This is a genomic window from Flavobacterium adiutor, assembly GCF_048282555.1.
Classification (GTDB): domain Bacteria; phylum Bacteroidota; class Bacteroidia; order Flavobacteriales; family Flavobacteriaceae; genus Flavobacterium.
Map to the genome: position 1 here is coordinate 1,855,859 of NZ_CP182487.1, position 26,490 is coordinate 1,882,348.

12 protein-coding genes are annotated in these 26,490 nt (G+C 33.5%); 9 read left to right on the top strand and 3 right to left on the bottom strand.

Annotated features, from left to right (window positions below; translation table 11 throughout):
- Positions 1–477: 477 nt before the first annotated feature.
- The gene (locus ACNC7R_RS08255) at positions 478–2,907 is read left to right on the top strand and encodes a hypothetical protein (RefSeq protein WP_417940453.1); all 2,430 of its coding nucleotides are present in this window, start codon (positions 478–480) and stop codon (positions 2,905–2,907) included.
- A 587-nt stretch (positions 2,908–3,494) separates the two neighbouring features.
- Entirely contained in the window at positions 3,495–3,770 is a 276-nt protein-coding gene (locus tag ACNC7R_RS08260; RefSeq protein ID WP_417940454.1) for a DNA-binding protein, read from the top strand.
- A gap of 806 nt (positions 3,771–4,576) precedes the next feature.
- Here ACNC7R_RS08260 and ACNC7R_RS08265 read toward each other — a convergent pair.
- Positions 4,577–6,289: a tetratricopeptide repeat protein gene (locus ACNC7R_RS08265; protein WP_417940455.1), complete on the bottom strand. Its 1,713-nt coding sequence runs from the start codon at positions 6,287–6,289 to the stop codon at positions 4,577–4,579.
- A 464-nt stretch (positions 6,290–6,753) separates the two neighbouring features.
- On the opposite strand from ACNC7R_RS08265, the gene ACNC7R_RS08270 reads away from it, so the two are divergent.
- The 6 genes from ACNC7R_RS08270 (at position 6,754) to nagB (ending at position 21,956) form a co-directional block, all read left to right on the top strand.
- Positions 6,754–7,629: a tail fiber protein gene (locus ACNC7R_RS08270; RefSeq protein ID WP_417940456.1), complete on the top strand. Its 876-nt coding sequence runs from the start codon at positions 6,754–6,756 to the stop codon at positions 7,627–7,629.
- Positions 7,630–7,639: 10 nt separating this feature from the next.
- Positions 7,640–16,204 (top strand): LamG-like jellyroll fold domain-containing protein, encoded by an 8,565-nt coding sequence (locus tag ACNC7R_RS08275; protein WP_417940457.1) that lies wholly within the window; start codon positions 7,640–7,642, stop codon positions 16,202–16,204.
- 63 nt (positions 16,205–16,267) lie between these two features.
- Positions 16,268–17,173 (top strand): hypothetical protein, encoded by a 906-nt coding sequence (locus ACNC7R_RS08280; RefSeq protein ID WP_417940458.1) that lies wholly within the window; start codon positions 16,268–16,270, stop codon positions 17,171–17,173.
- Positions 17,174–17,175: 2 nt separating this feature from the next.
- Entirely contained in the window at positions 17,176–17,553 is a 378-nt protein-coding gene (locus ACNC7R_RS08285) for a hypothetical protein (protein ID WP_417940459.1), read from the top strand.
- A gap of 245 nt (positions 17,554–17,798) precedes the next feature.
- Complete coding sequence (locus ACNC7R_RS08290) at positions 17,799–19,898, top strand: alpha-L-fucosidase (RefSeq protein ID WP_417940460.1); 2,100 nt, start codon at positions 17,799–17,801, stop codon at positions 19,896–19,898.
- A gap of 144 nt (positions 19,899–20,042) precedes the next feature.
- Entirely contained in the window at positions 20,043–21,956 is a 1,914-nt protein-coding gene (nagB, locus tag ACNC7R_RS08295) for a glucosamine-6-phosphate deaminase (RefSeq protein ID WP_417940461.1), read from the top strand.
- A gap of 254 nt (positions 21,957–22,210) precedes the next feature.
- On the opposite strand, the gene ACNC7R_RS08300 is transcribed toward nagB, so the two are convergent.
- Both ACNC7R_RS08300 and ACNC7R_RS08305 read right to left on the bottom strand, forming a co-directional pair.
- Entirely contained in the window at positions 22,211–22,924 is a 714-nt protein-coding gene (locus ACNC7R_RS08300) for a LytR/AlgR family response regulator transcription factor (RefSeq protein WP_417940462.1), read from the bottom strand.
- 66 nt (positions 22,925–22,990) lie between these two features.
- Positions 22,991–24,049, bottom strand: coding sequence for a sensor histidine kinase (locus ACNC7R_RS08305; RefSeq protein WP_417940463.1), 1,059 nt, complete (start codon positions 24,047–24,049; stop codon positions 22,991–22,993).
- 122 nt (positions 24,050–24,171) lie between these two features.
- Here ACNC7R_RS08305 and ACNC7R_RS08310 point away from each other — a divergent pair, with 122 nt between their 5' ends.
- A complete protein-coding gene (locus tag ACNC7R_RS08310; protein WP_417940464.1) occupies positions 24,172–26,412 on the top strand; it encodes a GH92 family glycosyl hydrolase in 2,241 nt (746 codons plus the stop codon).
- Positions 26,413–26,490 lie beyond the last annotated feature (78 nt).

Genomic DNA, 26,490 nt, shown 5'->3' on the forward strand with positions numbered 1-26,490 from the left:
AAAATTCAATTCAGTCATGCAAGGCTGTATACTCTTTAGAGATGTGTCCAGACGGTAGTTACCTTAGGTTTCTTTTTTTAATGTTCCTTTGGTTATAATATAAAGTTGCAGTTGAACATATCCGTTCTTTCTTCTTTGAGATATTATAGACTTAAATCCTTATTATTGTATATGTGTTTTTATTATAAATAAATCAATTTATTTTTTATAAATGTTTTTTAATTAATAAATTTTTAATTTTATTTTATATTATTGATGTTTTTTTTAAATATTAACAGGATGGTACAGGATAGTAAGAAAATGCTTTATTATTAATTTTAACAAGTTAAGTTTTCGTAATAAAGCAAAATTTTAATGGATTTACATAATTATATTCTAGCATCTAAAAGTTATATTAAATGATTAAGTTTTTATTTTTTTAAATAAAGTACATTTTCCGCATTCTATTATTCACTTTCTAAATATACACGCTTAAATATGTTTAAATTCTTTCGGGAAAATTTTCGCAACCTAAGTTTTTTACAATTGGTTTTGACATCAGTTATTTTGCAGGGACAAGTAAATGAAAAAAGTTCTGATATTGAAAAATCATATTTGCATACAGATCGCTCATGTTATTTTATTGGGGAAGATTTATGGTACAAAGCCTATAATGTAAATGCATCAAGTAATATACTTTACGATAATAGCAATATTTTATATGTAGAATTAATTTCTTCTGATTTTAAAATAGTTGCGCGAAATAAAACAAATTTAGAAATAGGCTTGGGAAATGGTGATTTTAAATTAGTAGACTCACTTGGTATAAAACCTGGGAGATACCAAATACGTGCTTATACTAATTGGAATAGAAATTTTGGTGAAGATTTTGTATTTAAAAAAGATATTGAAATTTTTGATGTTTTTGAAACAAATTCTAGTCATCATGTATTAAAAGATAAGAATGAGATAAGCAAGGATCTAACAACAGATTTTCAAAATACGATTAAGGTTGATTTTTTTCCTGAAGGAGGGTCTTTTTTAGAAAATGTGACTAGCGTTGTGGGAATTAAGGCAGTTGATAGCAAAGGAAATCCAATTGATGTTAAGGGAGAAGTTTTTGATTCCGATAATGAAATGATTACCTCGTTTGAGAGTTCTCATGATGGTATGGGAAAATTTCAAATGATACCTATTACAGGGAAACACTATTACGCAAAGATTAAAACTCTTAACGGAACAGAAGTCCGTGCAGAACTACCAAAAGTTTTTAAGGAAGGATATTTGTTAAGTTTTAGAGTTTTCAGAGGAAAAAATATTATAAGCATAACTACAAATCCTGAAACTTTAGCGAAAAAGAATGTTGCATTAACAGTGGTCTGTAAAGCAAGAGGAAATTCTTATTTAGAAACTACGCAAACATTAATAGAAACTACATTGTCTTTTGAATTACCAAAAGATAAAACTCCTGATGGCATAAGCCAGATTACCTTATTTGACAATGACGGCAAACCCCAAAGTGAGCGCTTAGTTTATATTGAAAAAGAACACGATTTAGAAGTTACTTTAATTACAGATAAAGAAAGTTACAAGCCTGAAGAAAAAACCACGATTAGTGTTACTTCTAAATCGAAAACGGGTGAGGCAAAATCAGCAAGTTTTTCCGTAAGTGTAACTGACATGAACGGAGTCTTAAATGATAATGATTTTGGTACAAACATTTGCTCCAATTTTCTTATAGAATCAGATATTAGGGGTGAAGTGTATAATCCCGGATACTATTTTAATTTCAATAATGCAAAGCGATTAGAGCATTTAGATAATTTGCTTCTAACGCAAGGCTGGCGAGATTTTTTATGGAAAACAATACCAAAGCAAAACAGTAATATAAGTTATAAAGCAGAAAAAGGAATTACAATTTCGGGTAGGGTAAAGCAACTTTTAGGAAAAAAAACATTAGTAGATAGTAATATGGCTTTAGCTTTAATGAGTAAAAAGAAACAAAGTATATTTAATACAACTACAGACTCTATTGGTCGTTTTCAATTTGAAAACCTGTTGTTTTCTGGAAAAACCATTATGCTCCTGAGTACTCGTGATAAAGAAGGAAAGTTTAAAGGAGAAATTGTTTTAGATTCCATTGAACAAGCTCCAGTTCCTGTTTCATTGAAAAAAAAGACAATTGGTTTAGAATCAACAACAAACCCACTGGTCGAAAATGTTTACAAAAAATTTACTGCTTTTGGAGTAAAACCTGAAAATGTTTTGAAAGAGGTTACCATTAGTGCCAAAAATAAAAATAAATATCAATATGCTACCTACTATGGTATTCCTGACTATAGTTATGTAGCAGATAAAGATGCGCTAAGGTTTACTAATATTATCTACCTTATTGAAGAAAAAATGCCGCCTTCTAGGTTTCTTAGATCCCATCGTACGGAAGAAGAAGAAAGCGGATCTCCACTTATATTATTAGACGGGCTTCCTGTATTGGAATACAATGAATTATATATGATTTCGCCTAGTGATGTCCTAAGAATTGAAGCTATAAAAGGTGGCGTCGCAACGATGGCTTACGGAGAAGAAGCTAGAGACGGCATCATATCCATCATCACAAATGGAAATAAGGGCAACCAACCAAAAAAAGGATCTTCTTCTCAATCTATTAAAAAAGAAATAGAAGGATTTTACACTGCACGCGTTTTTTATCAATCAAACCCAGAAAAACCCAATTTAGATTTGGATGTGAAAAACGCAGTACGAAACACTGTATACTGGAATCCATATGTTCATCCAGATAAGACAGGTAATGTTAATGTGAGTTACTACAATATCAAGGCACAAACCAAATTGAAAGTCGCTCTAGAAGGCATTACTGCTACAGGCATCCCTGTAGTTAAAAACACATACTATGTTATTAAGGAATGAGGGGGTGATATTTAGTAATTACGAACATTCTGTAGTATTTCGGCCTTTTGTCGGCGTTTTTAGAATTTTGTATCTGCTAAATAATTTAGAGATGAAGTTGTTTTTTGATAAATATAAAGCTTGGTCTTAAAAAAATATAAATTTTAAACTAAAAGCCTATACAGTAAAAAAGTGAATGTGGCGGAGGATAAATTGTTATTTCAAGTTTCATCTTGAAGTCAAAATCACAATTTAATACAAATGTGCTAATGTATTCATAAAATTTAACTTTCAGAAATTTTCATATTGTTCTTTTAGCTTCTAAAAAATATTGACAGAGTTTGCTTTAAACTGAATTGAAATTGAATCAGTTTATAAATGATTGATTATTATATCTGTTTTTTAAAACTGAGTGTTTAATTTTTTAATGGATAGTTATTGTTGACATAATCACAGGATAGAATCTATTGGATCCAAAATAAATACTATGCCTATTAAAGCCAAAAATTTCCCTTGAAAGCGTAGGATTGAATCTCACATAGGTATTATAATAGTTTTGTTGAATAATTGATCATATTAAAGAAATTCAACAATACAAAACTTATGCTATGGAGGAGAATTTAACCAAAGATGATCTAAGGCAGTTCGGTCTGCTTTTGATGGATAATATACGAGCTATAATCAAAGAAGATAAGGAAAACGAAAACAGATTGTTGCAGTCTCAATGCCTAAAAAGCAAGGCAGTCAGAAAATTGTTGGATATCTCTGCAGGTTCGGTACAGAAACTGCGAATTCAAGGTAAGGTCAGATTTACAAAAGTATTAGACTCCTATTACTACAACAGAGACGACCTGCAAAAACTTTTCGATGATGAAAAACAGTAAAATGTAACAGGCAGGATGAGGTGATGAATTAATTTTCGATTTATTTAAATGATTCAGACCTTAATGTATGGCATCTTGCAATTTTGACGGCGGTATTAAATTTAGGGTACAGGCAGCGGCAGCGGCGCATAATAAATGTAAGCAGAAACAGAATTATGACTTTATCGCACATAAATACACTGCCGACTTATTATAAATATATGAAAGAGCTGCAGGATTTTGGATACGTTAAGTATAGGCCTTCCTATCATCCAGGCTACAGAAGTGTAATTGAATTATCTTTTAAGAGGTTGTCTCAGTAAAATAAGGCAACCTCATTTTTTTTGTTTCTGATTAATATCCTATTTTTTTGTCCTTAAACTGATCTGTTTTAAGAAATATAGTTTACTTTTGTTGTCGAATTCTAATGTTCAATGAAAGATTGTTGAGTGGCTTTTTTAAGATGTTTAAGCATGAAATGAAAACTGTGGCAGAATCGTGGCACAGAGGATTTTTAAAATTAAATTATAAACGTTTATGGGACATTCGGCTATGTAGTTCGAATCCTTCTGCGGATCACAAACCTCCAATGGATATTTTCCTTTTGGAGGTTTTTTTATTTAAATAATTAAAAATCAATTCCAAAACACATCAATCCCAAAACTTGTGGGGTATTAGAATTTTAAGGAATCAAAGCTTCGGGTTGATAATTGTTTGAGAGTATCTCTATTGGGTAGTATTTTGGTTCATACTTTGTTTTGTTGTTTTTTCACAAAAAAATTGGGCTTCTGGGAAAAACGTTATTCATCCCGAAATAATTTAAAGCACTATTTGATATCTATAATTTCAAACAATAAATCATACTTATTTCCTAATTTTTTCTTTAATCGTTGTTTACTTTTTTTGATGGCATCGATAGTCACGCCCAATAAATTTGATATTTCGTAATTATTTAAATCTAATTTCTTGAGCATTATTATTTTCAGATTAGATTCTTTTAATTCTGGAAAATTATTAATTAAAGTATTATAAAAATCACCATGCTGTTTTATGAACTCTCTTTTAAAGGCGCCCCAATTTTCATCTGTCATCAAATGAGAACTCAATATTTCGTGAAGTTTTCCTTTTTCTTCTTCTAAATGTATTGCATTAGAATTTTTAATTTCTTCAAGTTTATTCTCTAGAAATGATATCTTTTTGTTTTTATTTTTAAGATATTCCGCATAAGTATTGATGTCAGAATTTGCGTCCTTAAGCATTTTTTCAAAAAGTAATCGGTCATTCTCAAGTTTTATTTTTTTTTCTTTTAATTTTTTATTTAAAGAATTGTAAGTGATGAAACTTAGTACAATGGTTAAAAATAGAATGAAAATATAGAGGTTCTTCATTTTTTCTCCTTGCTCTAATTGTAATTGAATTTTTTTAGTGTAATTTTCATATTTCTTTTTCTGAATAAGCCAATAAGATCTTTGCAATACACTATTACCATTTGTCTTCAGTAAATATTCTTCAATTAATTTAAGCTGACGTCTTAATAATAACTCTTTTTCAGCATTTTTTCCGTTTAAAACAAGAAGTTTTAATTCGATTATTTCTTTTAATGAACTCCTGTAGTACGATTTTGAACTTGCAATGGTTCCGGCTCTTGCCAGAATTTTTTCAACCTGAGTTGTCTCTTTCAGTTTCAAAAGAATTCTGGCTAATAATATAGAAGCATACATCTCATTTTTGTCAATTTTAAACTTTTGAGAATAAGAGATATCTTGTTTTAAAAAACGGGCAGCATCTTTTAGATTTCCTTTTTTTTCATAAACCATTGCTTTATCGCCTAAGATTTTTGCATACCTGATACTGTCGCCTATTTTTAATGCAACAGCTTCAGATTCATTAAAATAGCGCATCGCATTTGCTAAATCCTTGTTTCTGAGATAACAGTTGCCAATTGCATTTAAGACACCAGCAGATTCCGAAGAAAATTTTTCCATGTACTGCATTGATTTTTTATAAAAGCTAATAGCAGAATTATCTTCTATTGTAGACATGATCCAGCCAAAAAATTTGAAAGTTACTTCGGGTAAAATCATTTCCGAGGGATCAACGTGATTGCTTTCATCCATTGTTTTAAGTACAATTGGAATGAGTTTATCAATTTGACAATAATAATACAAGTATTGTGAATAATTCAGTTGGGTCCAAATAATGAGCGCAGGATCGTTTAATTTTTTAGCTTCTTCAACTGATTTTAAATAAAAATATTCACTTTTGTTATTGGTTCTGTCAAAGAAAACGGAGAAACCATTTGCCAGCAGTGCATGATATAAAATTTGTGATTTTTTATTGGATGATTTATGTAAATAAGACAGGCGTTTTTTTAGTGCTACAGTGTCTTTTTTAAAATTATTTTCTTTGAGAATTATAGATTCAATATTCTTAATAAAATCCGTAGAAGTAGAAGATAGTTCTTGTGCCTGTAAATTTTGAAAAAAAACAAAGGCGAATAACACAAAAAAGAGTATGTTTTTTTTTGTAGAGAAAATCATTTTGAAATAGGGGCTTATTAGAGACGGCTAAACTATAAAAATTAATATCTTTCTTAAAGAAAAAAGTAACACAATAGCACACTTTTTTATAACTAATGGTCTGAAAATCTTAATTGTAAAATGTTTCTTACGTGCTTTTAAAAGCATTGGTGATCAATCTAAAAAGCGATATAGGATCAGATAAATTCTTTGAAAGATATTCCCTATACAATGAAATTTAAAGTAATTCCTCAGGAGAGAAACCCTAAAATTTTCACTTTTACCGCAATTTCTAAATCCTCACCAAAAGTCTTTTTTAAAATGATTGTAAATTAAGGATTTGCATTTTTAGGGTCGTAATTTGTCCCCTTTTTGTCTCTACTTATTATTTAATTAATCATTTTTTTTGAAATAATTTCGGCATTTATTTTTGAGATGTGAGACATCTTAATTTATGTAAATTTTTTAATTTTTAAATAATATCTATGAAAACAAAATTACTTTTAATGGTATGTCTTTTTTTGTCAACAATTTCCAATTATTCCCAAAGTTCAGCCACTCAGTCAGGAATAGCAGTACAGGGAATTGCCAGAGATGCAAATAATACAGCTTTAACAAATCAGACTATTAATCTTACGTTTACGCTCTATTATCTGGATGCTTCAAGTATCGAACAGACTATTTATAAAGTTACAAGAAATGTCACAACCGATGCGTTTGGGGTATTTTCTGATGTAGTAGATCCAACGGCAGTTAATAACAGCTTATTTGCTAACAATGCTGCTTATCTTAGAATTGAAAAAGGTTCAGAGATGATTTCTGATGAAAAATTGCGTCATGTGCCATATGCAATTGCTGCCAATAACGGTGTTCCAACCGGTTCTATTATGCCTTTCATCGGGACTGTTGCTCCAGAAGGATGGGCACTTTGCAACGGAGCCGCCCTTCCCACTACTGCTAAAGCTTTGATTGCTATGGTTGGGAATAATGCACCAAATCTGCAAGGTATGTTTTTAAGAGGTACAGGAACAAATCCAGTAAATAATCAGGCTGGACCGTCTTTAAAAGCAACACAGAATGAAGAGTTGAAGAGTCACTTACATGGAAAAGGTACATTAACTACCGGAACAGCTGGTAACCACAACCATGCTAATGGAAGCAGTAATATGCTTATGAATTATACAGGAAGCAACACATCTGACGGATTAGATAGTACGGGTAATGAAGTTGATTTAACGAGCATGAAAGCTATGCTCGATGCAGGTAATCATACTCATACAATTTCTGGAGAAACGGCTACTTCAGGCGGAAACGAGACTCGTCCTGTTAATTATGGTGTAAACTATATCATCAAATTATAAAGCTGCAATTATGAAGAAAATAATTGCAATTCTCGGAATATTTGTTCTGGGATCGGGACTCTATGCTCAAAATAACACTGGAGGAGCCAGAATAACACCCGTTTCGCAGGCCATTCAAAAAAATGGTTTCAGCATACAGGTTGGACTTCCATTTTTAGGGCAAAATAAAACAGGCACAAGGAAAACAAATCCTGCAGATATTCGTTTTCCATGGAATACTCTTTATTTATTCAACACATTTGCCGAAGAATCTTTTGGGGTTTCAAAAGGTTTTTATAGTGATAAGGTGTTGATAAATTGGGATTTAAGAGCGAATCAGGATCTGGTAAAAAGTATAAAAATATACAGAAGAGTTTATACAGAAGCCGGAAATCTTCCTTACAATTTAGTAGTAGGACTTTCTGCTACAGAAACTACTTATGAAGATAAATATGTAGAAGGAGGCGTTTTATACGAGTATAAAGTAGAAGCTCAGGGAATTAGTAACACTCCAATTCTATACAGTACTTATATTACCGGAATTGGATACAGAAACCCAACAGCTGTTGTAACAGGAAACATTAGCTACAAAGGCGGAAATCCCGTTAAAGATGTTGTGGTTACCGCAACTCCAAATGGCAGCGGTGCTGTTAAAGGAAGTGGTTTGAATGTTCCTGCTTCTGGTTTTGTAGATTTAAGCGTATTGAGTACTTTAATTTCAAACGCAGCAACTTTTGAGGCTTGGGTAAAACCAAATGGCGCTTATACAAGTGATTCTGAAACGGCCATTAGATTGTTTAATCTTTCAAGTTCTACGAGTTCAGACAACCTTGATGTTACTGTAAAGCTAAATGCTGTTAGTAAGACACTTGATGTTAATATTGGAACAAACAAATACACATTAAGGAATTATTTCCCTTCAGGAAATTTAAATTCAAGAGGAAATGATCTGCTTGTGCCTGTTTCAGAATTTAATAAATCTTTTGTTCACTTTTCTGTTGTGATCAATGATAATCAGGTTCCGTTATTATATGTTAACGGAAGACAGATTACACAAGCGTATGTAACTGAGGCCGACAGTAAACTAAAAGGCGTTGATGATTCTTATACCGCTCCTTATTTCAGTGCCGTAATTCCAACAGGCACCGTAAGACTTTCTGGGGTAACCTGGGATAATGCTAAAGTTGGAGGAGCAAGATCAAGTTATATTGATGAAATAAGAATCTGGAAAGCAGCATTAGAATCTTCTGTAATTAGAACAGATTACTCAAGATTTATAAGCGGAAACGACTCCCGAATGTTAACTTACCTTAGAGCCAATGAAAAAGCAGGAAGATTTGCTTATGATTTGTCTCGAAGCGGTTTTAACTATAATGAAAATCACGGTAAACTTTGGGATGCCAATACACCGGAAAGTAATAAAGTTTTATGGGCATCAGAAGCTGATAATTATCCTACTACATCTCAATTAGGTGTTTTGGGAGTAACAGACAGTAAAGGAAATTACCAAATCAGTGCCATTCAGTATTCTGGTACAGGAGAATCTTATAACATTACTCCTATGTACGGTCAGCATAAATTTGAGCCGAACCAGCAGTTGGTTTATTTAGGAGTAGGTTCTGAAGTGGTTAATAAAATTGATTTTGTTGATCAGTCTTCGTTCAGTTTCAAAGGTGTTGTAGCCTATGATACAAGAGGAGTTTTCCCATCATATGTTTCTGTAGATGGTAAAACAACTCAAAATCAAAATGATGCATGGATTGGCGGAGGAGCTAATATTCTTGATGAAGGGTATAATTACTATGAAATCAACGGTGAAAAATTTCCTAAAGCAAAATATTGGAAAAATGATGCGGGAACTCCAGCAGATAAATCAGACGATTATCTAGATCGTTATGCTTCAATCTATACAGCTGGAGCCAACGTATTTATTGATGGGAATATTGTGCTGGATGCCAATAACATTCCCGTAGTTACAGATGATAACGGATATTTTGATGTTAGCGTTCCTATTGGCAAACATTATATCACCATTAAAAAAGACGGCCATCAATTTGTTTATAACGGGCGTTTTCCTGCCTCTACAAGTGAATTTAAAGAGTTTTTTGAAGATGCTAATGAACCCGTTTATTTTGTAGACAATACTAAAGTTACCGTTGTTGGTAAAGTAGTGGGTGGCTCTGTAGAAGCTGAAAAACCAATTGGTTTTGGAGGTGAAGGTCTCGTAACAAAATCTATTACAGACGCCGGAATTACAAAAAATCTGGAAGTCAGTGCCAAAAATAACATTGGTAAAGCTAACTTTACGTTAGGATATGCACCAGTTGGAGCCAATGTAACCAATTATACCAAGTTTAATTATACTACTAATGCAGCTTCAGGAGAATACAGGGTTGCTGTAATGCCTTTAAAATATAATCTGGAAGCAAGTGATTTGGTTATTAAAAGCAATACAAGCATTAATTTATTAAAAACAGGCACTACTGAAACATTTGATTTTACCGAAATTCCGGTTACTAAAACACCTGAATTTAAGTATAAAGAAAGTAATGTCGATAAAACGTTAACTGGAACTCCGTATCATTACGAGAAAAGTTTTACTTACAGATCGACTCCGGTATTGCAGGTTATCGAACAGACATCTGATAAAACTATTGACGTTGCAGGCACAAAAGTTTCTACAGAAAACTTTGCAAAACCAATTTACACGCAGTTTATGGCGTACAAAATTGTAATGAATCGTTTTGAGCGTTATACCAATAATGATTCTGGAACAGCTGTAGAAGTAAAAGTTCCCGTAACAGACGGTGAATTGGTAAAAACAAACAATCTTGCTCTGCCGGATTCAGAAACGATTACAGCAGATGGAAGTACTTTGACCTATGCCTTTAAAGGAGGTATTCCTTCTATTACACCTCCGTTTGAAATAAAAAGTACTTTAAAATATAGATTAAACGAAGTAGATTATCCAGTTGAGAATTTCAATGATACCGGAATTATTTTAGGAGGAAAAGCAGACGGAAGCCAGACTTTTGTCACTGCAGCGCCAGATGTTCCTGCGATTATTTTAAGAGACCCTCCAGGATCTAATAGTTTTGCCTCGCTTGAAGCAGGCGAAAGTATTTCGTTTACATCAGAAGCTTCTTTGGCACACCAAGAAGGTGTTGAAGAAGAACTTACTATCGCAGGAGGTATGTATTTTGAACTTCAGGGAGGTTTAGTACCGACACCAAAAGTATCAATCGAGTCAAAAAACTCTGGAGTTACAGGTATGTCTCTGTCTAATACTTCTCAAGATGGTAAAACTGTAACAAGCACTTATACTTTTAGTAAAGCTATTTCTACCAGTGACGCTTCAGATTATGTAGGTTCAGACGGAGATTTATATATCGGAAACTCGAAAAACATATTTTATGGATCGTATGACAACATTGAAACGTCTAAAACAATCCCTCAAAAATTTGTAAATGGTCAAGCCGTACCTTTAAGTTCAAATGAATATATAAACTTAGGGACTGCAAATGCTCCAATATATATCAGCAAGCAGAAAGCGCTTAGTTTTGTAGATAAACCAACTGAGACATTCTTTATTTATTCGCAGAAACATATTTTAACTACTTTGATTCCAGAGTATGAATTGTTTATTACCAATAATTTGAATGGACCAGATCCTAACTCTGCTGCTAACAAGCAAAAAAGAGAAGAATATGCAGAGAAAATACGATTATGGCGAAAAGTAATTTTGGATAACGAAAAAATGAAATATGCTGCTAAAAATGATCGTGCAGCTTATAAAACAGGTTTATCAAATGTTATAACAAACTTTAACAATCAGGTGAAAGGAGCTTATGACGGAATTAGTGATCCAGCAGCAAAAGCAAGATTGACCAATCAGCTTACATCTTCTGATGAGATTAAAAATATGCTTGGTTCTGAGTTTGAGAAAAATGTCTCTTTTGATGCAGGTTTAGGATCTTATTCCCGCAGTGTAGAAACAAGTGTGGTATCTGCATCTACTACTTCTTACAACTTGGTTATTGACGAATCAGTAGCTTTAATTCTAGGTTTTGAAGTAAATAAAGTGGGTATGGAATCTAACACAAAAGCATTCTTTCAGCAAGATATTAATTCATCATTATCTACTGAAAAAACAACTACCACAAATATCAGTTATACTTTTAAAGATAATGATAAAGCGAACTTTTTAAGTGTAGATGTAGTCAATTCTTTTGATGGTAACGGGCCTGTTTTCATTACGCAGGGCGGAAGAACTTCTTGTCCGTATGAAGATGCAGAACAAACTCATTTTTATAATAAAACAGACTACAGTGCTACAGCAACTACAATTAATGAGCTGCCGGAAGATAAACGTGAAAAATTAAGTTTTGCTACTCAAAAAGTAGAAGTTCCTGTACTTGCAGTAACAGATAACGATATTACGAATGTAGTTGAAACTAAAAATGCTGAGTTTGAATTAAAACTTCAAAACAACAGTGTATCAGGTTCTGATGCTGATTTCTTGTTAGTGGTAGATAATACTACTAATCCGAATAATGCCTTAATTAATATTGAACCAAACGGAACAATTGTTCACGTACCTTATGGAAAAGAAGTTATTTATAAATTGACTTTAGGAAAGTCTATTTCAGATATTTATGAATATAAGGACATCAAAATCAGACTGCAGTCATTATGTGATGGCGAAGATGTAAGTTCTGAAGTGCTTATTTCGGCAAGTTTTGTTCCGTCATGTTCAAGTGTAACAGTGAGCGCTCCTTTAAACACATGGGTTTATAATAGAGAGAAAGCTTATAATACAGATGGATCAACTAAGCCTTTAGCAATAAACCTGACAGGTTACAATACTAAATTTAAAAGTTTCAAGAAAATTGACCTTGAGTATAAATTAGCGACAAGTCCAAACTGGATTCGTCTGCACACTTACTACGGAACTCCTGAGTTTTATAATGAAGCCGTAAATAATAAAGAAACGGAGATTTCATCTATAGGTGCTGCGTCGACTTTAAGTTACAATTTTGATATTGCAGGTTTAAAATTAGAAGATGGTAAATATCAGATTCGTGCAAGAAGCACCTGTACGAATGATACTGAATTTATCGCTGAAATTATCTCAGGTACAGTAGATTTAATTACTCCTCAGTTATTTGGTACACCTTTGCCGACAAACGGTATTTTAAGTGCAGGAGAAGACCTGAAAATAAGCTTTAACGAAAATATTTTCTATAATCCGGCAGTAAGCACTATTGAAATAAAAGGACAAACCAATCAATTAAAAATTGATCACAATGTAAGTTTACATTTTGAAGGAAGTAATAATACAGCTGTAATAAACAGTCCTCAAATAAGTTCAGGAAATTTAAGCCTTGAATTCTGGCTGAATAACGAAACGAAAGCTTCAAATGCGTCTGTCATTTCGCAAGAAGGAGGTTTAAATGTTGGATTAAACAACGGAAATATTTCTTTCACATTAGGAGATATAACTGTACAAGGAGGATTGAAAAACGATAATCTATTTCACCATTATGCTTTCACTTATAACAGCAGCAACGGTGATTATAGAATTTTTGAAGATGATCTCGAAATTGCTTCTAACAATGGAAAAGCCAATGTACAATTTGCAAACAATAATGTTGTAGTTGTTGGTGGAAATACATTTGCTGGAAACCTGCACGATCTTCGTTTATGGAATAAAACCTTAAGCAGAGAAGATGCTTATGCAAAAATGTATGCAAAATTAATGGGTAATGAAGCAAATTTAGTTGGTTATTGGCCAATGAATGAAGGAAGAGACGCTTTAGCCAAAGATTTAGTAAGATTTAAACATGCAACGGTAAATACATCTTGGGATATTAAGCCAAAAGGAAATTCATACGACTTTGTTAACGGACAATATCTGGTTATGGACAATGTAAATTTTGTTCAAATCACAAAAGAAATGGACGCTACGATGGAGTTTTGGATTAAAACACCAACTTCACAAGAAGCGACTATTTTCTCAAACGGTAAAGGTGATGGTTCAGATGTTGTTCAAAGCAACGGATTATCGAATAAATGGGCTGTTGATATGAATGCTTCAGGTAATCTTTTACTGAAAAGTGAAGGAAAATCATATGTTTTAACAACAAAAGGACTTTCTGACAATGCATGGCACCATGTAACTTTATTATTCAATAGAGCTGGATCATTAAGAACTTATGTTGATACCAAACTAGTTTCTTCAAACCAAATGACGGCTATTGGAGGTTTCTCTGGAAATAAAATTTGGCTTGGAGCCAGAGGAGCAAAAGATCTTTCAGGTAAAGAAACTGTTGACAGAACATTTACAGGTAAGATCGACGAATTCCGTTTGTGGAATACACTTCGTAATGTGGAGCAAATAACAAGAGACAGTTATAATGAAGTTGATGTAGAAAGTATAGGTTTATTGTTGTATTCAAGAATGAATGTTCCTGATCCTGTTACAGCAAACGGACCGAGATATTATCATGCAGATGCAAATCAGACAGTTGTAGTAAACAATGCCGTTTTAAGCGGAGGTACAGTAAATTATTCAAACGATGCTCCAGCGATAAAGCCAGAGAGACAGTTAGTTAAGTTTGTAACTACAAATGTTATAAAAGATGGTGAAATGATTATTGCACCGGTTATTACAGACTGGGCTTCATTAGAAGGACAAATCCTGGATATTACGGTACACAGAATGTTTGACAGTGCTAATAATATGCAGGAATCTCCAGTAACTTGGACGGCTTATGTTAACCGTAATGAGGTAAGCTGGTTTGCCGAAGGCTACAACGAAATTGTTGATCTGACAAAAAATAGCGGCGAAACCAAAACCTTTGATATTACATTGGTGAACAAAGGCGGAAAACAACAGCCATACGCAATTAACAATCTGCCAAGCTGGTTAAGTTTAAGTAAAACATCAGGAACTCTTGATCCTAATACAAAAACGACCATTAAAGCAACTGTTGATCAGGATGTTGCCATTGGCGAATATCTGGAGAATTTATACTTGCAGACTGATTTTGGTTACGACCAGAAATTACAGGTAAAATTAAGAGTATTGGCTCCAGAACCTAATTGGAATGTTGATCCGACGCGTTTTGATTACAGTATGAACATCATTGCGAAAATAAAAGTCGATGGTGTATTGTCTGTTGATTCCTATGACAAAATTGGAGCTTTCTATAATGAGGAAACAAGAGGATCTGCAAAACTAGTTTACAATGAAGCGTACAAGGAATACTTTGCCTTCTTAACGATTTACAGTAATGTAAATTCGGGTGAAAACCTGAAATTTAAAATCTGGGATGCTTCTCAGGGTAAAATTTTAGAAGCCTCCGCAGAATTAAATCCGTCTATTACTTTTATGAATAATGAAGTATTAGGAACTTTAAGCAAGCCTTATATTTTTGCCAATTCTGGTTTAACAGAACAGGAAATTAAACTGAATAAAGGATGGACTTGGATTTCGTTAAATACTAACGATGCTAATTTCTCAGATTTAAATGCATTGACGAAGAATCTAACTTTAGAAACCTCAAACCGTATTTTGAGTCATTCTCCTGCATTGCTCGATACGTATTTTAAAGATGCATCGAATCCTGCAAATAGTGGATGGTCGGGTACAATTACTGCAAACGGGGGACTTTCATCTTCTAAAATGTATAAAGTAAATGTTACACAAGAACAGACATTAAAGCTCAAAGGGAAAAATGTAGACGTTACCACATGGAGTTTCCCAATTAAAGAAAACTGGAACTGGCTTGCTTATCCTTTAACATCAAACCAAACAACAAACGAAGCCTTAGCTTATTTTGATGCAGCTGACGGAGATGTTATTAAATCGCAGAATTTGTTTGCAATCTATGATCCTATTATTGGATGGAACGGAACATTAAAATACTTAGAAGCTGGAAAAGGGTACATGATTAAATCAAGTAAACAGCAGACTTTTAAATATCCGGATAATCTGGAGAAAAGCAAAACCGGAAAACCGGCTTCAAACAATGAGCAGGAAACCATCGCATCAGAGTTCAAACAGTATTCACAAAATATGAATGCAGTTGTTTTGCTTCCGCAGGGATTTGATGAATTGTTTGTATACGATTCAAGAGGTGTTCTGAAAGGAACTGCAAGAAATCAGACGATAAACGGAAAAGAGCTGAGTTTCATCACCATTTTTGGGGAGGATACTGAAGAACTTTCTTTTACGCTAGGAGACGGATTTACGAAAAAAGGAACTTCTAAATCATTTATTTTTAAAGGAAATGAAGTACTGGGAACCATTACGGATCCGGTTATTTTAGAAGAAGTTTCAAAAAGCGAAAACAGTATTTATCCAAATCCTTTTGCAACTACTTTGAATATCGAACTTAATGCCCTTAAAAAGCAGGAAGTAAACGTTCAGCTTTATGCCGTAAGCGGTCAGTTGGTATTTAGTCAAAAGGCCATTATTGAAAGCGGCAGCAACGTGATTTCAATTTCTCCAAATATAGCTGAAGCTATTTATATAGTAGAAGTAGAAGTAGATGGAAAAGTGGTAAGAACTAAAGCTGTAAAAAAGAAATAATTAAAAATTGAGCTCCTAAAACAGCTTTTAAAGTTTGTTTTAGGAGTTTATAATCAATTAAAAATGAGAAATTATATCCATATAACACTATTGCTTTTTATACTAAGCAGTAATGTATTTGGCCAATCGCCAGACTGGGCAGTAAATGAAAATAAATTTCAATACACCATGTCGTTTGAAGGTTTCCTGACTGTTGATGGAAAAAACTTAACAAGCAAGAACGATAAAATAGCCGCGTTTGTTAACGGAGAGTGCCGCGGAATAGCCAGCCCGATTTATGTGTCAAGCGAAAAAAAATACATGGTTTATTTAACCGTGTTTTCAAATACAGATAACGAAGTTGTTAGTTTTAAAATCTATGATGCAGCAAACAATGTTGTTAAAAATGTAGATAAAACAGAACTATTTGAAAACAACAAACACTATGGCGATTTGTTCCAGTCTTATAGTTTTGCAAGCCCTGCATTGCGAACAGAAACTGAAATTACCGATTTTAGCTTTAAAGATTTAAAAACTGCTAAAACTATTCAAGGTACGCAAATAACACTTTATGCAGCTAAAGGAACAAACGTAACCGCATTAAATGCTTTATTTGAATTAAGTCCAGGAGCAAAATTATTTATAGGGACAACAAATAAAATTTCAGGATCAAATACTATAGACTTTACCAATCCTGTTCAATTTCAGGTGCTTTCAGAAGATCAATCTGTCGTAAAACAATGGACAATAACGGTTAAATTAGGTAGTGCAGTATTTTATAAAAAAGATGCCGTATGTTATGCCGGCGGAGTTATTAAAGTTTTATACGATGAAAACGGAGCAACGGCTACTTTGACAAAAGGAGTTGTTAAAATTACGGCTCAAAACATTCAGAATGGAGAAACTGTTTTTAATAATCTAGAAGCAGGGAAATATACTGTGAGTGTAGGCAGTATTAATAAAGAAATAGTAATAAATCAAAAACAATAATAATGAAAATAAAACAATACTATATTTTACTATTCGTTATGATTGTCTCTTTTAGTTGTTCAGATCATGAAGAAGAGATAACTCCACGAAGCATTTCTTTTGTACATGCTGATGGCTCAAAAATAACAGAAAATGAATGTATTAGTCCAAATGTAAAATACGGCATAAAGATAGAAACCAATCTGGTTGATTCAAGCAGGCCTTTTAGAGTGGATTATTCTGTAAATGGAGTTTTATACACAATGACTTTTACATCTTCTACTTCTCAAGTAAATCCGGTTACTTTGACCAATGGTGATAATGCTGCACAAATAGTAGGCAGTAATTATAAAGCAGTTCTCAAGTATATTGATCAGGGAGATTTTGAATTGGTAGAATAATTATTTAAAATTTCTAAAGCCTTCAGTAAAAAAACGAAACTTTCACCATAAGTATTCACAAGAAAAACAAGAGGCTGTCCGAAAAGTAAGGACAGCCTCTTTTTGTTTATCACTCTTTTCTATTAGAATCATTCCAATACTCCTTTAAAAATGTTGTTGGTCGAAATAGTATAATCCAGAATATTGATTTATCTTAAATTTAAATTTTTAATAGTTTTATTAATAAAACATTAATTCGAATTCTAATGAAAAATATTTTTTTATTGCTTAGTTATTTTTTAATAGTAATTCCAGTTTGTTCTCAGGAATTAGTGAAACCTCCCGAAGCATTTGGTCCATTGCCAACACAAAAACAACTAGATTGGCACGAAATGGAATTTTATGCTTTTGTTCATTTCTCTTTAAATACTTTCACAAACAAAGAATGGGGATATGGAGATGAATCGCCGGAATTGTTTAATCCAACAGCTTTAGATGCACGACAATGGGCCCGCATTGCAAAGGAAGCAGGAATGAAGGGAATCATTCTGGTAGCTAAACATCATGATGGTTTTTGCTTATGGCCATCAGCTTACACGGAACGTTCTGTCAAAAAATCTCCCTGGAAGAACGGAAATGGTGATGTTGTAAAAGAATTAGCAGCAGCCTGCAAAGAATATGATTTAAAATTAGGATTGTATCTTTCGCCATGGGATAGAAATCATGCTCAATACGGAAAACCTGAGTATATTACTTATTTTAGAAACCAGCTAAAAGAGTTGCTTACTAATTATGGGGATGTTTTCGAAATGTGGTTTGATGGAGCCAATGGCGGTGATGGTTATTACGGAGGTGCAAATGAAACAAGAAAAATCAATACGCTGGAATACTACGATTGGGATGAAACTTATAAACTAATTTACAAAACTGCACCCAAAACTTTAGTCTGGGGTGTTGGTCCATCTGAAGCGAGATGGATTGGAAATGAAGAGGGACGTGCCGGAAAAACCAATTGGTCGCTTTTACGCCAGAAAGATGAATTAGCTGGCAAAGTTCATTATACCGAATTTATGTCGGGGCATGAAGACGGCGAAAAATGGGTTCCGGGAGAAGCAGATGTTTCCATCAGACCCGGATGGTTTTATCATAGTATTGAAGATGATAAAGTGCGCTCACTTGATGAAATGGTGGATATTTATTATGAATCCATTGGTCGTAATGCGAATTTATTATTGAATCTTCCGGTTGACAGAAGAGGGTTGGTTCATGAAAATGACGAAGCGCGATTAAAAGAATTGGTATCGACCATAAAAGCCGATTTTAAAACGGAATTATTGGGCTGGGCTAAAGTTTCTGCTGATAATGTAAGAGGAAACGCCTCTTTATATGCGGCAAAAAATGTAACAGACGGGAATAAAAATACTTACTGGGCTACAGATGATAATGTCAAAACAGCTTCAATTGTATTTGATTTTGAAAAACCTCTAGCGATCAATCGGATTTTGCTTCAGGAATATATAAAATTAGGACAACGTATTAAGGCTTTTACTGTTGAAGCCAAGATTAATGGAAACTGGAAAACGGTTGCCAGTGAAACGACTATTGGCTATAAAAGAATTTTAAGAATAGACAGGATTACGGCTTCGGCACTTAAAATAAACATTAGCGACTCAAAAGCGTGCATTGCAATTTCGAATATTCAGGTTTATAATGCACCAACTTTTGTGAAGTCTCCTGTTATTGGGCGTGATAAAAATGGAAACGTATCTATGAAATCTGAGGAAGGAAATGATATTTATTATACGACCGATGGTTCTAAGCCGTCATTAAAAAGTACCTTGTACAAGGAGTCTTTTAAGTACAATAAAGCAGTCCAGATAAAAGCGATAGCAATCAATAAAAATGAAAATATTAACAGTGCTGTCGCAACAGCAAAGTATGGCGTTTCTAAAGAGAAATGGAAAGTGGTGAGTGCTTCTAGCGGCGACATGAACTTGGTAAATAGAATCATAGACGGAAACCCTGATACAGACTGGAATTTTGGTGGTGGGAGTGATAAACTTTCTGAGGAAGTAATAATTGATATGGGAGCCACCATCAAAATCAATGGCTTCACTTATATTCCCCAGCAAGTGGGTAACAATCTTAACCTGATATCCAAATATGAGTTCTACACCAGTGTAGATAATGTTAAATGGACTATGAAATCTCAGGGCGAATTTTCAAATATCAAAAATAACCCGATAGAGCAGGTAAAAATATTTACTGAAAGTAAAGCAAGGTATCTGCGTTTTGTCGCTAAATCCAATGATGGAAGAAAAGGTCAGGTATTTTCTATTGGTGAGATAAATGTGATTGAAAAGTAAATACAAACGAACATTAGTTGAGGATGCACTTTTTTATTTCTTATTCTGTCTTTTGCCGAAGTTAACAGGTTATTAGTCGAATTTTTAATCTTACTGATAGACTAAGTGTTAATTTTATACTATATAATTAAAGGAAACAGGCAAATGATAAAAGAAGGTATAAATTTTAAAGAAGCAGGAAAATTTGAAGAAACACGATTTGAGAAGATTCATAATGTGATTTTTGAATCATCCCGGGAAGCTTCTGTATTAGTTGCGCAGGAAATAGCAAACATAATCCAGAGGAAGGAAGAATTAAATGAACCTTGTGTTTTAGGATTAGCAACAGGATCTTCACCTGTTAAAGTTTACGAAGAACTTGTAAGATTACATAAAGAGGAAGGTCTAAGTTTTGCTAATGTGATCACTTTCAATTTGGATGAATATTATCCAATGGAAAGAAATAATATTCAGAGCTATTGGCATTTTATGCATGAACACCTTTTTGATCATGTTGATATTTCTCCCGAAAATATTAATATCCCGGACGGAAATATCAGCAATGAAGATTTACAGCAATATTGTATTGATTATGAAATGAAAATCAAATCATACGGGGGCTTAGATTTCCAGCTTTTAGGGATTGGAAGAACTGGCCACATCGGGTTTAATGAGCCAGGATCTCACGTAAATTCAGGAACAAGAAGTATTACTCTTGATCATTTGACCCGTATTGATGCCGCATCTTCATTTTTAGGAATTGATAATGTACCCCGAAAAGCCATTACAATGGGAATTGGTACTGTAAAAGCAGCCAAAAGGATCGTACTTCTGGCATGGGGAATAAGTAAGGCTGAAATCATCAAAAAGACGATAGAAGGAGAGATTTCCGCACGAGTACCTGCAACCTATTTACAACAGCACAGTAATACCACATTTGTTTTAGATACGGAAGCTTCATCAGAATTAACGAGGGTAAAAACACCCTGGCTGGTAAAATCAGTGGTCTGGGATGAAGAGTTAAAACTTAAGGCTGTAGTATGGTTAAGCGAATTAACGAAAAAACCTTTTCTTAAACTTACTGATAAAGATTATAATGATAACGGAATGTCAAGTGTGCTAAGTGAAGAGGGAACTGCTTATCATTTAAATATTAAGATGTTTAATAAAATGCAGCAGACCATTACGGGCTGGCCTGGAGGAAAACCAAATGCAGATGACACTTACAGACCGGAACGAGCAACACCGGAACGAAAAAGAATTATCATATTCAGTCCGCATCCTGACGATGATGTGATTTCAATGGGAGGAACTTTTGACAGATTGGTAGAGCAGGGACATGATGTTCATATTGCCTACCAGACATCAGGAAATATTGCTGTGTCTAATGAAGAGGCATTGAAATTTGCCGAAATTTCCATGGCATTAAATAAAGATTCAGTCGAATCCCAAGAGATTATTAACTTTTTAAAGAATAAAAAAGCGAATGATATCGATTCTTTAGAGGTTAGAAAATTAAAAGGGTTAATTAGGAGGAGCGAATCTTTAGCAGCTACCAGATATTTAGGCTTGCAGGATTCAAATGTTAACTTCCTGGATTTGCCTTTTTATGAAACAGGTACAGTTAAGAAAAATAATCTGGGCGAAGCTGATATAGAAATTATGTGTGATATTATCGAAAGAATAAAACCACATCAAATTTATGCTGCGGGCGATTTAGCAGATCCGCATGGTACACATAAAGTTTGTTTAGACAGTTTGTTTGAGGCTTTGAAACGATTAAAGCATAAAAGTTTTATGAATGATTGCTGGGTATGGCTGTACAGAGGAGCCTGGCATGAATGGGAATCTTACCAAATTGAAATGGCGGTTCCAATGAGTCCTGATCAGGTACTCAAAAAACGTCATGCTATCTTCTATCACCAGTCTCAAAAAGACGGAGTGATGTTTCAGGGCGATGACAGTAGGGAATTTTGGGTAAGAGTTGAAGACAGAAACAGAATGACAGCAGAAAAATATCATGCTTTAGGATTAGCAGATTACTCAGCAATAGAAGCTTTTAAGAGGTATTTCTTCTAAGGTGTTATTAAAATATAATAAACTTCATGTGGTTTATTTTGGTTAGTTACCAAGTTTAAAAATGCAGCCGTGGTTGGCTGCATTTTTTGTGCTTTATTTTTTGGGATTATTTAACCGCAAAGGATTTTTTTACCGCAAAGTTCGCTAAGTTTTTTTTGCTTGCTATAAAAAGGAATGTAAAAAAAAGTTCGCAAAGCTTTGTGAATAAATTTTGCGAACCTTTGCGCAAATCTTAGCGCTCTTTGCGGTTAAAACTATATAGAAGAATTCAAAATTCGTTGTTTTACATAATCAATATAAGATCTTCCGATAACATATCTCAATCCTTCGATCTCAATACTATTTCCTTCAACGGCATCGATCTTATCAATTGCAATCGTATAGGATCGGTGTATTCTCAGGAAGTTTTTTTCGGGTAGTAAATCGGTAAAATCAGACAAGGTACTGTGGATTATATATTTGCCTGTCAGAGTATTTATTTTTAAATAATCTTTAAGGCTTTCGATCACCAGAATTTCGTTAAAGAAAATTTTTTTCATTCGCTTTTTGTCAATTTTAACGAATATAAAAGGACTGTCTTGCTGGTTGTCCTGTATTGAATTGTCTTTCTTTTCAATTCTTTTACTTATTTTATTTAGCGTTTTCATCAGTCTCGGAAACTCAATTGGTTTCACTAAATAATCTAAAACGTCAAGTTCATAAGTTTCTATGGCAAACTGGCTATAGGCACTTGTGATTACAATTAATGGAGGGTTTTCAAGACTTTTTATAAAATTAATTCCATCCAGAACGGGCATATTTATGTCCAGAAAAATAACATCGACATTATTATTTTTAATAAAATTAAGGCCTTCAATCGGATTACTGAAAGTATTTATTACCTCAAAATTTTCAAGTGGCTCTAAGTAATTTTTAATAATATTAATTGCCAATGGCTCATCGTCTATAATCAAACAATTTATTTTCATTTCTTTAATCTTAGTTATTCGAGCGAAATAATCTTGCAGGTAAAATTAATAAGGGCGGTATTTGTTTTAGGTGACTTTAATCACAAGCTTTACAACAAAAATATTCTTTTTATTTTTAAAAGAAAGCTTGTAGTCATTTTTATTATAGCCTAACTCAAGTCTTTTTTTTACATTTTCGAGACCTATACCACTTGACTTGTTAAAATTGTCTTTGTGCTCCGTAATTTCGGGTTTTGGATTTGAAATCGTAAAATGAAGAAAATCTTTTTTTACTTTAAAATTAATATTAATTTTTACATTTCCTGTATTTTTATTGACACCGTGTTTAAAGGCATTTTCAATAAAAGTAAGCAATATGACCGGAGAGATTTCTTTATCATGAATATCTCCCGAGACGGACATATTTATTTCCAGCCTTTCGTCATTCCTGATTCGTTCGAGATCCAGATAGTTTTGGATACATAAAATTTCATTTTCTAAAGATTGTTTTTTGCCTTTTGTATCATAGAGCATATACCGCATCAATTCAGAAAGCTTAAGGACAATTTTGGGTGTTTTGTTTGATTTCTCTACTGATAATGAATAAATATTATTCAATGTATTGAAAAAAAAGTGTGGCGAAATTTGAGATTTAAGAAAAAGTAATTCGGTTTCCAATTGTGATTTTTCTAAATCGGTTACTCTTTTTTGTTCTTTCTTAAAATCTAACGTTATTTTAATTGCTGTAACAAAAGTCATTACATATAATTCTCCCATCATCATATCGATGGTATAATTGAGTGTAAGTTTTTGAATTGTTTGAGGCCCTTCTGGCCATACTTCGTGGGTAATTAATAAATACGTAAGATTGAATTTAATGACCACCATTAAAAAAATGGTTAATAAAACAGCCAATACATACAAAAGATATCTTTTTCGATAAACCAGATAAGGCATAAAAATTAAAATATTCAGATAACATAATGTCATGTGAATTGGAAAGCCCAGCAAGTTTGTTTTTAACGAGTACAGATAATCATTAAAATAGCTTCCCCACCGAAATGTATTAAATAAAAAGTAAATAAGCCAAAAAAAGAAGTGATAATGCAATGGTAACCGATAAAATTTGCCGGAATTTAAATTCATAATAATGATATGTTTTTATGATTTTTTGATGTTTATCTTAGTTTATATGTCGTCCGTCTAAATTACTTTTAATAAAAAGCTGAATTTGTTTAAATTTAAAATTAAATTAAGATTGTTTTTATATGAAGAATTTTACCTTGCTGCTTTTGTTTGTTATTTTAATTGCAAGTTGCAAAATAAATGTAAACAAAAATCATCATCAAGAAATACTTTTTGCTGACTATGTTAATCCTTTTATAGGTACTGGTGGTCACGGGCATACTTATCCTGGAGCAACAGTTCCGTTTGGGATGCTGCAGGTAAGTCCGGACAATGGTATTTCAAACTGGGACTGGTGTTCCGGTTATCATTATTCAGATGCTATTGTTGCCGGTTTCAGTCACTTGCACTTAAGCGGAACCGGAATTGGCGACTTGGCAGATATTCTGTTTATGCCAACCAACAAAAAGCTTGATTTAACTGTAAAAACAACTTCACGGGATCAATTACCGTATAAATCTAAATACAGCCATGCTAACGAAAAAGCTGCACCAGGTTCGTACCAGGTTTTTCTTGAAGATCCTAAAATCAATGTAGAATTAACTTCATCTCAAAGAACCGCTTTTCATAAATATACGTTTGCCAAAAATGACATTCAATCCGTTGTGATTGATCTTGGATTCGCCATTAACTGGGATAAAGCTCTGAAAACAGGAATTACAATCGAAGACGAATACACCATTAGTGGTTATCGTTATAGTAAAGGCTGGGCTCCCAATCAAAAAGTATTTTTTGTTGCTAAATTTTCAAAACCTATTTCTGAATCAGTTTTAACTGCTGATAAACAAATTGTTACTGCTAAAAATACACAAGGAGAAAATACTTCGGTACAATTATTTTTTGACCCTAAAAACTCAACTGAATTATTTGTAAAAGTGGCGCTTTCATCAGTTAGCGTAGCCAGTGCAAAGGATAATTTAGACGATCCAAAAATCAATTTCGATGAAACTAAAACAAAAGCTTCCTCTATTTGGAATACCGCTTTAAGTAAAATTAAAGTTGAAACACCGGTAGATTCGTTAAAAACGATTTTCTATACTGCGCTGTATCACGCACAAGTTGCCCCTGTAACTTATAGTGATAAAAACGGTCAATTTAGACAAGAGGATGATCAAATTGTTACAGCAAAAGATTATACTGCTTATTCGACCTTATCATTATGGGATACTTTTAGGGCTGAAAATCCTTTGCTCACTTTACTGGCACCAGACAAAGTTTCAGATATGGTGAACTCTATGTTAACGTATTACGATACAAAAAAAATATTACCAGTCTGGACATTATATGCTAATGAAACCAATACCATGACAGGATATCACTCCATTCCTGTAATTGTAGATGCTTATTTAAAAGGGATTAAAGGTTTTGATGCCGAAAAAGCATATCTGGCGATGAAAACGACTATGATGCAAGACGAAAGAGGATTGAACTTCTATAAAAAATACGGCTACATTCCATACAATTTATTAGACGAATCGGTTACCATCACTTTAGAATATGCTTATGATGACTGGTGCGTGGCGCAGATGGCAAAAGCATTAGGAAAAAACGAAGATTATCAGTTTTTCTTAAAACGTTCTCAGGCGTATCAATATTTATTTGATCCCAAAACTGGCTTTATGAGAGGAAAATCACAAGACGGAAAATCTTGGAACGAGCCTTTTGATCCAAAACATTCCAATCACAGAGAACATACTGATTATACAGAAGGAAATGCGTGGCAGCACAGTTGGTTTGTGCCTCACCATGTTGATGATTTAATTTCACTTCACGGAAGCAACGAAGTTTTTACAAAACGTTTAGAACAACTATTTTCAGAAAGTTCAGAGATTACAGGAAACAATGTTTCGGCAGATATTTCGGGATTAATCGGTCAGTATGCTCACGGAAACGAACCAAGCCACCACATTGCGTATATGTTCAATCATGCAGGCCAGCCATGGAGAACACAATATTGGGTTCGTCATATTTTAGATACGCAATACAATACAACACCAAACGGACTAAGCGGTAACGAAGACTGCGGACAAATGTCGGCCTGGTATGTTTTCAGTTCAATCGGTTTATATCCAATGAATCCGGCTTCAGGCGAATATGAAATTGGAAGTCCGATTTTCGAAAAAGCAACCATCAATCTTGAAGGAGGCAAAACGTTCGTAATTGAAGCCGAAAATGTTTCAGATAAAAATTTTTACATCCAGTCAGCAACTTTAAACGGAGTTGAATTCAACCAGACAGCAATCAAACATCAACAGATTTTAAAAGGAGGGACTTTACATTTTGTAATGGGAGCACAGCCAAATAAAAACTGGGGAAAGAACTAGGTTAGTGTTCAGTATGTAGTTAATAGTTTATAGTTTGTAGTAATCAGTTATCAAAAAAACTATAAAATACAACCAACA